The organism is Streptomyces sp. NPDC051104 (assembly GCF_040682835.1).
Lineage (GTDB): Bacteria > Actinomycetota > Actinomycetes > Streptomycetales > Streptomycetaceae > Streptomyces > Streptomyces cynarae.
Genome location: NZ_JBFBBS010000010.1, coordinates 182,761 through 195,718, shown reverse-complemented (window position 1 = coordinate 195,718; position 12,958 = coordinate 182,761). Strand labels below are relative to the sequence as shown.

Sequence of the window (12,958 nt, the reverse complement as noted above, 5' to 3'; positions counted from 1 at the left end):
GCAGGCACGGGACCTCAATGTGATCAGCTGGCGTAGACACCCTGATGATCACCGGTCTCGTGCCTGTGCTGTTGCCACGTCAACTCCCGCTGGGTGCGGACGATCTACGCGATCCGGGAACTTGCAACCGCCCTGGGCCACGCCCACATCGGCGTCACCGCCGGCGTCTACGCCCACGTGCGACTCCGACTCCAGCGTGACGCCATCGATGCCCTGGGCCACACCCTCGGCGGCCATGACGACGACCCCGACGACCCACCTGCCACAGCCGTCATCCGCTGACGTTGCCGTCAGCGTTGCCGTCAAAGCCCCAGAGGCCCCGCCGAAAATCACTCCGGTGGGGCCTCCGCTTATCACTCTGCACTCACTTCGAGAACGTTCCGAGTTATTCCGGAAAGATTTTCCGAATCACCGGATTAACAGCCAATCCAGGGATCTCTGAAGTCAGACGCGAATGCGCCTCTCGAAGGAATCTGGAGAAAGCACTCTCGAGCTCTTCACGCTCGGCAGTAACTCGCCAGGGCCGTTTCGACGAGGTCAAGGCAATGAGATCGCCGTCGCGGCGTAGATGGATAACCTCTTCGCTCTCTGTGAAACCGAACGCCGCATCTTCTCCTGACGAGATACGCCTCTCTGCATGGGAGAGTGAAAGGGCCAGATCAACGAGCGTCACAAATCTACGCTTTGAGATGACCTCCACGTCATCTACGAGCATCTCGACATTGACGCCGAAGTACTTGTAGCGAAGGTCAATCTCTGCAAGACCCGCAGGATCGCCCTGCTTGGCCCCCTCCCAGGTCCTCCGCCAGGGTGAACCCGGCTCTGGGAGAGAGAAGGAAAGATGAATCATGGTTTCTCCTTGCAGGAACTCTCTCACCTAGAACGGGAAGGCGGTCACGACTTTTCCGTCATTCACGATCACGCGGATGCTAGTCAAGTCTCCACCCCCATTTGCCGGACCAGCCCTGCCGATGGTGTCACCGAAGTCCCATTCATAAATCTGGCCGGGCCGCGGCGCGCCAGTAACAGGGTCTGGCGTGTTCGGCTTGGGAGTGCCGCGATTGATGGTGTCAGCAATCCTCTGACGGACCTTCTTCTCCTTGCCGATGAAGATACCCGCCTCGTCGTCGACCAACGCACCACCGGGCCGGTGACGGTCCAGAATATGCTGCCAGTCCCCGTTCTCCAGCGCCGCGGTTCCGCAGATTCCACTCGAATTGTGAACCAGAACCGGAGTCTGCCCCGCCAGCACATAGTACGTGTGGAGTTGCTGGACGGTGAGGTTCCAGCGGTTGGCAGCGCCAGGTTTGGGCTGGACGGTGAGGACGTAGGCGTGACCGTTGGCAGCCGTGTTGAGGGCGTCTCCGTGGTGAAGTTTGCCGGCGGGGACCCAGGTGTGGGTGGTGTCGTCCCAGAAGGGGTGGTTAGCCGTGGTGTGGAGGGTGCCTGTCTGACCGTCCCTGGTACGGATGGTCAGGTCGAGCAGGTCATGGTCGTGGTTGATCCACACGTGCTGGACGGTGCGGGACCCTTGGTGCTTGCCGGTCTTGGGGTTGGCGGCCTCGACCCGGTCACCGACCTTGATCTTCCCGATGGGCTTGGTCTTACCGGTAGCCATGAGGACGCGGGTTTTAGGGTCGAAGCTGCATAGGGGCGAGCCTTCGACCGGTTCTGAGAATTCCGGCGCCCCGCTGTACATCCCGTTCACCGCTGCGGCGGCACCGCTCACACCAGCCACACATTCTGGTCCGATGAGAGGAGCGCCGACGGTACACGCGCCTACCACAGGGACAGCGATGCCGAGGCCGGCAATGAAACTGCCCACCGTCAGGTAGTCGTGGAGTGTCTGCTGCAGGGTCTCTCGGTTTGCAGCGTCGATTACCTCGTGCCAGCGGTTGGGGTTCTCCTCGCATGCACGGTTGTTGCAAGACTTCGTTGATGTGGATGATGAATCCGTGTTGCTCTTATGCGCCGTTCCGCCGCCTGACGATTCGTAGCATTTATGCCTATCGCAGTAGCTTCCGGCCTTGTGGCCGTCGACGTCGTGGTATCCCCCTTGTCCGTCGACGAAGTCCCCATGGCATGCGTCGTCGGCGCAGAACCTCAAACCGCTCGGGTCGGAGAACGTGAGGGGGTTGTTGCCTGCGTAGCTGTAGCCGTTGAGTTCTTGAGGGCTGGTGGCTTCGAAGAGAGGATCGAGGCTGATGAAGCGGCCGGTGTCCGGGTCATACTGGCGGGCGCCGAGGATGGTCAGGCCGGTATTGGTGTCGGTGGGGGCGTTGATGAAGCCGCGGTTGTCGGCCCAGGTGGTGGCCTGGCCTCGAGGGGCTCCGTAGGGGGTGAACTGGCGCCAGGTCGGAGTCTGGGCGGTGGAGTCCAGTTGCAGGCCGTTGGTGCCGTGCTGGTCAGGAACTTGGAAGGTGTAGGTGCTGGTGTTGGTGGCGGCGTCGCCGGTGCGGACGGCTGTGCCCCCGCCGGGCAGGGTGTAGTAGCGGGTTCCCTTCACATCGCCGGTGGCGGTGTTGAGCGCGAGCTGCTCCCCCGGCAGGTAGAGGATGGTGGTGCCAGGGTCCTTCTGCAGCAGCAGGCTCCCGTCGGCGTCGTACACGTAGTGGCTGTCGCCGTTGGTGCCGCCGGTGATGTCGGTGAGCTGCCCGGCGTCGTTCCAGATCAGGTTCTGGCTACCGGCGGTAGGGGTCGTGCGCGTGGTCATGTCGCCGGCGGCGTCGTAGCCGTAGCTGGTCGACGCGGTGCTGCCGCCGGTGCTGCTGGTGCCGGTCAGGGTGTGCGGCTGGTTGGCGCTGTTGCCGTCGTAGGCGTAGCTGGTGGTGGTGTCGGTGCCGCCGGAGGTTGAGTGGTCGGTCTGCGTCTGCCGGTTGCCCAGCGCGTCCAGGCTCCAGCTGGTCCAGTACGCGGCTCTTGCATCGAGGGCGTCGCCGACCATGGAGGAGTTGCTGGTGGTGGGGGTGGCGGCGCAGGAGTCGGTCGCGGTCCACGCCGCGGTCAGCCGGTCCAGTGTGTCGTACTGGTAGCACTGGGTTTCGGTGGATGAGGTGGAACCGAGCCGGGTGGAGGTCTGCTTGGTGATGTTGCCGGCCGGGTCGTAGGTGTAGGCCTGCTCGTCGACGTTGGTGGGCGTGGCGGTGGAACGCGTGACCAGTTGGTCGGTGAGCTTGCTGGTGTGTAGGTCGTAGTTGTTGGTGATCCAGGCCTCGTTGGAGCCCATGCCTATGGTCTCTTGCTGGACCCGGCCGAAGGCGTCGTAGTTGGTGGTCTGCGCGTAGCCGGAGGTACTGCCTAGACCGGAGGGCAGATCGAGGGCGCCGGAGTATGTGTGGGAGACGGTCTCGGACGGTAGGCCCCCGGCCGCGGTGTAGATGTCGCGGAACGGCAAGCCGGTGGTGGTGGTGTAGGTGTGGCGGAAGGTGTAGCTGGTGCCGAGCGTGCTGCCTTCGGTGGTGGAGGGGATGGTGACGGTCTCGCCGGTGGGTTCGCCGAAGACGTTGAAGCCCAGGGTTTGGGTGGTGTAGGCGGCGCCGCCGGAGTAGGCGGTCTGGGTCGTCACGTGGCCGACGGGGTACGTCATGCCGGAGACGGCGTTGTTGGAGTTGTCGTACACCCAGGAGGCGAGCTGGTTCGACGATGACTGCCCAGTGGAGGGGGCGTCGTATTCGCCGGTCTTTCGGCCCAGCGCGTCGTAGGTGAAGCTGATGGTCTTGCCGCGGGAGTCGGTGGTCTGCAGGACGTTGCCGGCGTTGTCGTACTGCAGGGTGCTGTTGCCGGCGTCGGGGTCGCTCTTGGATTTGATACGGCCCAGCAGGTCGTAGGTGTTGCTCCAGGTGCTACCACCGGCCGTGACGGTGTTCTGGTTGCCGTGGCTGTCGAAGCCGTAGGCGGTGGCCTGGGTGGTGCCGCCGGTGGTGTACCAGATGCCGGTGAAGGTGTCCGGCGGGGTCGTCAGTGTGGGAGCGCCCGTGTATTCGTCGAGTTCGCTGGTGCGGCCGAGGGGGTCGGTGACGGTGGCCTTGGTGACACCGCCGGCCGGGGGGATGACGGTAGTGCGGTCGCCGTTGTAGACGGTGGTGGTCCGCGAGACCTCCACGTTGTCCTTTTCGGACTGGTCGATCACCGTGCGGCCGAGGCCGTCGTAGGTGAAGTAGTCCTGGTTGGGGACCTCTGCCTTGAGGTTGGCGGCGGAAACCAGGGTGGTGTTGGGGGTGGTGGCCGAGTCCCACCATCCGTTGTAGGTGGCGCTCTTCCAGCCGTGGGTGTCGTAGAAGGTGTCGGTGACCAGGCGGCCGCCCTGCGGTGTGGGAGCCTGCGTCTGCCGGACGCGCAGTTGCGCGTCGTACAGGGTCGTGGAGGTCTGGTAGCCGGACGAGTCGTTCAGCTTGTTCGTAGTGACGGCGGTGATGCCGCTATTGGACACGGTATAGGCGTAGGTGTAGTTGGCCGCCGACGTGGTGGCGCGGGAGTCCAGCCATGCACTCGTTGTCCGACCCAGGGCGTCGTGCTGCACGGTGGTCACCACGCCGTTGGCGTCCGTTGTGGTGAGAGGTAGACCGCGGGCCGGGTCCAAGGTGGCGGAGGCGGCCTGGTTCAGGGGGTTGGTGACGGTCGTTCCGGTTGTCGAGCCGTAGGCGTCGTCGGTGTAGGTGGTGACGGTCTTCTTCCCGTTCGCGTCATACGTGGTAGTGATCCGGCCGCGGGAGTCGAACACCTGCGTCTTGCTGGTCTGCCAGGTGAAGGCACCGCTGCTGTAGTCGGATGCCTTCTGTATGACGGAAACGTCGCCCTTGGTCGGGGCGGTGGTCTGGGGGAACGTCGGGGAGGTGGGCTGCGGCCAGGTGGTCGCGAGGGTCTGGTCGTCGTAGAAGGTGCGGGTAGCGGAGATGACCTGGTCGGGGCGGTTCACGCTTAGCGGGGCGGTCAGCGTATTGACCGAGCTGGGCACGGTGCTCGTGCTGCCCTCGGTGAACCCGCCGCACGCCACCGAGTCGGTCTCCGTGCTCGCGGTCAGGCCGACCAGGTTCTTGCTGGTGTTGGGTGCCGCGTAGGTGGTGGTGGTGCACCGGTTGTACGCCGCGTTCGCCGGGACCGTGTGGCTGTACTCCGCCGTCTGCAGGCCGAAGCCGGTGTCCGTGATGGTGGCGTCATAGCTTGTGTCGGTCTCGGTGATGCGCCATGTGATGGTGCCGCCGTCGGTTAGCGCCTGCCGTGTCCATGCCTCGACAGGCCGCACCATGTTGGCTGTCAGGTCCGGCAGGCCCGAGCGGGTGCGGGTGGCGGTGGCGGGAGATACCCAGTACGAGGTGATCGTGGAATGGTCCACCGGCCCGCCGTTGCCGAGGTAGGAAGTGGACTCCAACGTCTCCCCGGCCAGCTGGTTGAGATCCTCGTGAGTGCCGCCCTGAGAGTCGGTTAGCGTCACCGCGGTGGTGTTGTTGTCGTCCGACATGCCCTGGTAGTACGTGCTCTCATCCAGGGTCTGCTTGTCGTTGACACCGTCGCCGTTCAGCGTTTTGACGTCCTGGTAGCCGCGCCACTGCCCGTAGGTGCGGTACTTCTTCTGAACGACCTCGTTGTCGTCGAAGTGCCACGCGGGCTTGGAGTACTGATATGAGGTGGCCGTCGTGGGCGCACCGCCGGTGGGGTCGGTCTGGGTGACCTTGTTGGCGACGTACTTGTTGAACCAGTCCAGGATCGGTGCGCTGTAGTTCTGCGGTGTCCAGTACACCGGGTAGCAGGAAGACGTGTTCGACGAAGGGCTGATGGTCACCGGTGCGGAACAGGCGGCGGTCCGCCCGTATTGAACGCCAATCACCGAACCCGTCTCGGTGGTGATGGACGAGATGCGGAACCGATACAGCGGCGGCAGACCGTCGGTGACGGTGTCCACCCGGTTCTGCAGGTCCACCGCTCCGAACTGCACGCTCGGGAGCGTGATGGGTGAGGTGCTGCCTCCGCCAGCGGTGTCCTGGCCTGTGTGGGCGATGCTGGAAAGCCACAGGGTCGCGTTGCCGTCACCGGAGGTGGGCATGGTCTGGTTCAGCGCCCAGGAGTCCACCTTCGTGTACGACGAGGAGGCAGGCGCGTACTGCTCGGTGGTGACGGAGGTCAGCCGCACCGTGGAGAAGAACGACGGGTCGTGCACGGTGCACGTGGTTCCCGAGTTGCATACCAGGTCGTAGGGGACGTCAGGCCAGTTTGCCTTGGTCGTGGAATTCAGCGGGTCGCAGGTGCCCGACACACACCGGTCCCCCGTAGTGAACAGCACCTTGTCCGGCACAGTGCCGTAGGCATTGCCGTCGGTGAAGCCGTAGTCGATGTGGTCCAGATGCGAGTCGCGGACGTAGGAGACGTTGTGGGCGCCGTTGTCCTCGCCGTAGTAGTTCGTGTCCTGCTTGTAGTAGTAGGACATGGCGTCACCGTGCACGTCGGTGACGTAGTCCAGGTTCCAGCGGTAGGCCATCGTGCACACCGAGGAGGTGAACCCGGAGGAGCTGTAGCAGGGGTCGCCTGAGTGCGCCGAGTACACCGGCTCCGAGTCCACTGAGTTCGTCGTCGGCTTGCCCGAGGACCAGCCGGGCAGCTCATTGCGGCCGAAGGAATACACCTTCCCGTCGCGGTCGGTCACCGTCCAGTAGTCGGTGTTGTAGGTCCCGGTGCCGTTGTTGGAGTTGGTGACGTGCTTGACCACCTCGCCGTCATCGGACTGCGGCTTCCACACGCTCTTCGATGAGTCCCACACCAGGGCGGTCGTCGACCCACTGAGCGACAGCGTCAACACCGGCCCGTCGTAGCACTGGTCCGACGTCGACACCGGCGACGCGGTGCCTTCCGGGTTGTCCTTGCAGGAGATGAAGGACTGTTCGATGTATGACTGCGGCGTGCTCCAGCCATCCCCCACCCACGAGGACTGAGCCTGGGTGGCAGAGGTCTGCCCATCCACCGACCCGGAGTCGTACCCCAGCGACACATCCGGCGTCAGCGAAGACGCCGCCGACGGCACAGCCATCGGGTAGGAGTACGTGAACGACCCCGACGAGCCACCCCCGGACCAGGATCCGGACGGCTTCAGAGTGGTCGCCGAGTATGTACCCGAGGGTCCGCCGCCATCCCCGTCGCTCGAGCCGGACACTGCGGCCATCACCATCGTGGAGGAACTGCTGGTGCTGGCGGATGCGACCAGGGGGCGTTCGCCGGCCAGCTGAGGGGAGCTGGAACCCTTCGGCGGCATGCGCGTCTTGTCGTGCCCGACAGGCGGTACTGCCAAGCCCGGCGCATGGCCGCCCGTGGTGGGCGCAGTCTTCGGCGACGCAGGGGTGCCAAGCTGAACCGTGGCCGTCAGCGACTTGACCGCCGCGTCGTTCTTTGACTCCAGTGGAGTCTGCTGGTGGCATGCGGCTCGTTGCGGCGTCGTCAGGGCGCAGGCGGGAAGTTGTACCAGGTGCAGTCGGGAGCCGAAGTCGCCGCCGTAGGCCTGCGCGAAGCGGGAGTAGTCCAGGCTGAGCAGTGCCTTGCCCTGGCCGGTGGTGGAAGGCGTGATGGTGAACAGGACACCGTTCACGCCGGCTTTTACTGCTGCGGTGCGGGGCTTGACGATGACGTCGACGGAGGAGGGCCCGGCGTAGGAGCCGTGCTTGGGCGCAACTGCGTGCACCGAGATCGGTATGTCCGCGGAATGTGACTGCGCTTTGCGTGACGTCCGTGCCGACATCCCAGTGACAGAAAGAGTGGCTGATCCGGCCTTCGGCAGCAAGGTCGCGGTGGCCCGGTATGGCCGGGTGGCCTGGTTGTGCGGCTTGGTGAAGCGCATCGCCGCTGGCTTGACGTCCTTCACCGACGGCGTGGCGGGCAGGTGGGGAGCGGAAGCGTGCCGGGATGCGGAGTGCACCGCGTCTGCGCTGGCGGTTCCCGCGGAAGCGATGAGCGTTCCGGCGGCGACGAAGACAGCCCATCTGGATCTGCCCAGGCGGCTGGTGCGCCGCTTCCCACCCCGTATGGACATCGGTTGACCTTCCGTCAGAAAAGCGTCGCGAGACGCACACCGCTCAGGCGCAGTTTGATCATTTTCTGTGAAGCGATGCAGAGACTCCCACGAGGTGACCATGCGTGCGAATCAAGAAGCTGCCACTAGATCGCAAAGACGTGACCGGTTTCCAGCAAAGGGCTGGCGAATAGTTGCCTGTCATGTGTTCCACCGGAGGTGCCGATGTGGTGGTCCCTTTACGTTGACCCTGGTCCGGGAGCCGCCCGGCCATCGCAGAAGGGTCTACGCTTCTCGTGTCTTCATCTCCTTCTCAGAGACGGGCGATATGGCGTGCCGTCAGCGCGCCATGTGCGGCATTCACGCTGGTCGCCGCCGTTAGCGCCCTGATCACCGCTCCCGCTTACGCGGCCACTCCTGCGTCCGCATCCTCAAAAGTCCACCAGGCGAGCACGACGAGCTCGTTCGGGTTGACTGCCGAGCAGGCCTCCGCTCAGGCGAGGAAGACCGGTAAGGATGTCAGCGCGACTGCCGCGACGACGGACAGTAGTACGTTGACGGCGCATCCCAACGGCACCCTGACACTCACTCAGTCACTCGCCCCGGTACGCAAGCGAGTTGGGGGCGTGTGGAAGAAGCTGGACCCGACACTGCACAAGAACGCGGACGGCAGCATCTCCACTGCTGTCACCAGCAGCGCTCTCGCACTGTCGGGCGGTGGCACCACGCCGCTAGCCACCATGAACAGCCACGGGCGCAGCCTGGCTGTCAGTCTGCCCATGCGCCTGCCCGCTCCGACCCTGTCCGGGGCAACGGCTACCTACCGGGATGTGCTGAACGGTGTCGATCTGACGGTTACGGCCGACGCCCAGGGTGGCTTCTCCGAGGTCCTGGTGGTCAAGAACGCCCAGGCCGCAGCCAACCCCGCGCTCAAGGAACTCACGCTGGCCACCAAGGCACGCGGCGTGAGCGTCTCCTCGGACCGCGCCGGGAACATCACCGCGGCCGATCGCGGCGGACGCCCCGTGTTCACCGCTCCCGCATCCCAGATGTGGGACTCCGCCGCCTCCCACAACTCGACCGCATCAGCGGTACAGGACCCGATCACCGGACGGCGCGTCGACCGTGCCAGTGGCCTGCCCATTACTTCCTCCGTCCAGGGCCCCGGTAAGGGCGCACACCACGCCCCCATCAGGACCAAGGCCACAGGCAAGGGGATCGCACTGACACCGTCGGCGTCCCTACTGACCGGCCCGAAGACGGTGTACCCGGTCTACATCGACCCCGACTTCATCGCCCCGTCCGCCTCCAGCCCACGGCAGGCGTGGACCCAGACCAACTCCTACTATCACTCCTCGAGCTACTGGAAGTCCTCCGACGTTTTTCGCGTCGGCTACCAGACCTGGGATTCACCCATCTTCACCGCGCGCTCGTTCGTGCAGATCGGCGTGCCCTCCCAGATCTACGGCTCCACCGTGCTGACCTCGGAGATCAACTTCAGCGAAGTATGGTCATATTCCTGCACCAAGACGCCCGTGGAGTTGTGGAACTCCAGCACCATCTCGTCGTCCACGACCTGGGACAACCCGCCCACTCTGATTAGCGAGGTCGACACCCCCAAGACCGTTGCCAACGGCTGGGACTCCTCCTGCCCCGCCGCCGGCGTCCCCTTCAACATCGGCCCCATCATGCAGTCGGCCGCCGACAACAAGAAGACCAACCTCACCTTCGGGTTGCGGGCCGGGGACGAGAGCGACCCATACGGGTGGAAGGAGTTCGCCAACACCATCACCGTCTCCACCACCTATGACCACAAGCCCAACACCCCCACCCCCACAAGTCTGACCACCTCGCCGTCCACCTCCTGCCAGGACAACACCATCGTCGGAGACGGCAGCGTGACCCTCTACGCCGGAATTTCCGACCCCGACGGCGGCACGCTCGGTTCTCACTTCAAGCTGTGGCCCCATGGCAACAGCAGCGCCGTCGTTGCCCAGTCCGACTCCAACTCCCTGACCGGCACCTCCGGCACGACCGCTGTCTACATCATCTCCAAGGACTCCCTCGAGACGGCCGCCAATGGCAAGGTCACCGAGTTCGACTGGAACATCGAGGTCAGCGACTTCAAGTACTTCAGCAGCTGGTCAACCACCTGCCACTTCTCCTTCGACCCCACCCGCCCGGGCGCCCCGGTCATCTCCCAGCCCGGGAACACCACCATCGGCCAGCCGGTCACCGTCACTATCAATCCGCCGGCCGGCGGTACCTTGCCTTCCAGCTACGAGTACCAGGTCAACGGCGGCGCTCCCCTCAACGTCGCCGCGGACTCCAGCGGCCACGCCACCATCAGCATCAAGCCCACCAGGCGCACCAACGTCCTGTCCGTCAGCAGCCTGTCCGCCGGTGCCAACTACGGTGACAGCGACGCCGTCACCATCAACTCCGCCAATCCGGCGACTCCGCAGGCCGACGGTGACCTGAGCGGCGACGGCGTCCCGGACCTGCTGACCGTCGGCGGGCAGAACAGCCTTCCCTCCGGTCTGTGGCTGGCCGGCGGCAAGGTCGATCCGGGCAAGACCACCGGCAACGGACACGTGGTGACCGCGGCAAGCAACATCGGCATCAACGGCGACGGCCTGAACACCACCGAGTCACCCTCCGACTTCGACCACACCATCGCTTTCACCGGGCAGTTCACCAACAGCGGCTTCCAAGACGTCCTGGTCTACTACCCACCGAGCACGAGCACCCCCAACAGCTCCTGCACCAGCACAGGTATCGGCGGCAGCGGAAAGGTCATCGACGGCAGTGGTGACGGCTCGGCGCTGAACGCCACCAGCGATCCCCACAACATCGCCGCTGAGGGTCTTTTTGACATGAACTGCGATAGCCCTATCCAGCTCGCCAATGCCGGTACGACCTCCAACAGCGGGTCTCCTTACCCCGACCTGATCGGCATCTCCGGCGATTCGACGTACGGGTACGCCCTCAACATCTACCAGGCTCAAGGCCTCATCGGCAGCTGGGTTGCCTCGCCGCTCACCGTTAGCAGCCCTGACGGCACGAGGTGGGACAACTGGAGGCTGTACACCATGCAGCTACCCACCAGCGGTGGCGGAAGCAGCACGGCGATGTTCCTATGGAACAAGTCCACCGGCCAGCTCAACCTGTGGGAAAACCTCTCCGCAACAGTCGACAACTTCGGCAACCTCAGCCTGAACTACACCAATTACCCAGTAGCCACCAACTTCCACACGGGCCAGGACCTCACCCTGCGAGCCGCGGACATCAACGGCGACGGCAACCCCGACCTGTGGACCACGGGCGCCAACGAAACAGCTACCGCGAGCCTGTTCACCAGCCTATCCACCACCACCGCCGCAATTCTCGCTCAGATCAGCGACACCCTCTCCACCCCCAGCCACACTTGGGCCCTCAACGACAGCCAGGCCGGCACCATCACCACCGCCGCCGACTCCTCCGGAACACTGAACGCCACCGGATCCGGCGGCGCCACCTGGGCAACTGGTGATCTCTTCTCCCCTGCAGCGAACTTCAACGGAACTGGCAACCTCGCCACCAACGGCCCGGCCGTTTCCACCAATAGCGACTTCACCGTCTCCGCATGGGTTCAGCCGCAGTCGCTCGGTGGATACGTTCTGGGCCAGAAGGGAACCCATACGAGCGGCTTCGCTCTCTTCAGCGACGCGGCCACCAAGTCGTGGCGCTTCGAAATGCCCACCTCGGATGCCAGCAATCCAACCGAGGACACAGCCGCCGCGACCACCATTCCCGCCCAGGTGGGTGCCTGGGTGCGGCTGACCGCCACCTACCAAGCTTCTACCGGCCGCATGGTCCTCTACCTCAACGACGTCGCCGCGGCCCAGGCCACCCACACCACGAAGTGGAACGCGACCGGTGCCCTGACCACTGGCGCCTACCTCTACAACGACACGCTCACCGGCCGCTTCTTGGGCAACGTCTCCGACGTGGAGACCTACTCTCAGGCCCTCACCGCCAAGCAGGTGGCTGTCCTGGCCGGCAATCCCGGCCCCACCAGCTACGCCCATATCAACGATGGCCACGATTTCAACGGCGACGCCAACCCCGACGTCATTGCCCAGTGGGCCGATGGCACCTTGCACCTGTACACCGGCGCCCCCGGATCCCAGCTCGTAGCCGACGGCCAGATCTGGGACAGCAGTTGGCGTACCGTCCGCCTGATGACCGCCGGCAACTTCACCGACGCCCAGGACAACAACGCCGACACCTTCGCCATCTGGGGCGACGGAACCGCACACCTCTACACCAGCGACGGCAACGGCCACATCACCAACGCCGGACAGCTCGTGGGCGCAGCCACCTGGGGCAGCATCGTCCAGATCGCCGCAGCCGACTTCACGGGCGACGGCCACACAGATCTGCTCGCCATCTGGGGCGACGGAACCGTGCACATCTATCCCGGCGACGGCAACGGCTACATCGGCAGCGCCTCCGCGAACATCTGGACCGACACCTCATGGAGCACCATGAAGCTTCTCGGCGCTGGCGACTACAACAACGACGGCCACGCCGACCTGCTCGCCGAATGGGGAGACGGGAGCCTTCACCTGTACACAGGCGACGGCAACAGCCACCTCACCCAAGGCACCCAGATGTACGGCGGAAACACCTGGTCCACTGTCAAGGGCATCATCCCCGGCGACTTCAACCACGACGGCCTCATCGACCTCGTCGCCGTCTGGGGTGACGGGACCGTCCACCTCTACCCTGGCGACGGCAACGGCCACCTCTCTGCAGGCCCCGCCATGTGGCCCGACAACACTTGGAGCACCATGGGCCTCATCGCCTGACCCAGGCACAGCTACACGCGCTTCTGATGCGAGCCCTGCTGGGAATACCGGCTTGTCCGTCACTCAGCAGGGCCGTTTCCCGGAACAAGGCCGGGAGGTGCCGCGTACAAGGCGA

5 protein-coding genes are annotated in these 12,958 nt (G+C 64.8%); 3 read left to right on the top strand and 2 right to left on the bottom strand.

Features of this window, described 5'->3' with window-relative positions:
- The first annotated feature begins 93 nt into the window (after positions 1–93).
- Entirely contained in the window at positions 94–282 is a 189-nt protein-coding gene (locus AB0N14_RS17915) for an integrase (RefSeq protein WP_366026618.1), read from the top strand.
- A 103-nt stretch (positions 283–385) separates the two neighbouring features.
- Here the strand turns inward: AB0N14_RS17915 and AB0N14_RS17910 are convergent, their stop codons facing one another.
- Together AB0N14_RS17910 and AB0N14_RS17905 are read right to left on the bottom strand one after the other, a co-directional pair.
- Positions 386–850, bottom strand: a complete 465-nt coding sequence (locus AB0N14_RS17910) for a hypothetical protein (protein WP_366026617.1) — start codon at positions 848–850, stop codon at positions 386–388.
- Between the two features lie 27 nt (positions 851–877).
- Positions 878–7,663 (bottom strand): RHS repeat-associated core domain-containing protein, encoded by a 6,786-nt coding sequence (locus AB0N14_RS17905; protein WP_366026616.1) that lies wholly within the window; start codon positions 7,661–7,663, stop codon positions 878–880.
- A gap of 73 nt (positions 7,664–7,736) precedes the next feature.
- Between AB0N14_RS17905 and AB0N14_RS17900 the strand changes: the two genes are divergently transcribed.
- Complete coding sequence (locus AB0N14_RS17900; protein WP_366026615.1) at positions 7,737–8,018, top strand: hypothetical protein; 282 nt, start codon at positions 7,737–7,739, stop codon at positions 8,016–8,018.
- A gap of 526 nt (positions 8,019–8,544) precedes the next feature.
- Positions 8,545–12,843: an FG-GAP-like repeat-containing protein gene (locus AB0N14_RS17895; protein ID WP_366026614.1), complete on the top strand. Its 4,299-nt coding sequence runs from the start codon at positions 8,545–8,547 to the stop codon at positions 12,841–12,843.
- The last annotated feature ends 115 nt before the right edge of the window (positions 12,844–12,958 follow it).

Excerpts from the sequence above, each read along its gene's own strand:
- AB0N14_RS17910 (WP_366026617.1), bottom strand. The coding sequence starts at position 850 with ATGATTCATCTTTCCTTCTCTCTCCCAGAGCCGGGTTCACCCTGGCGG.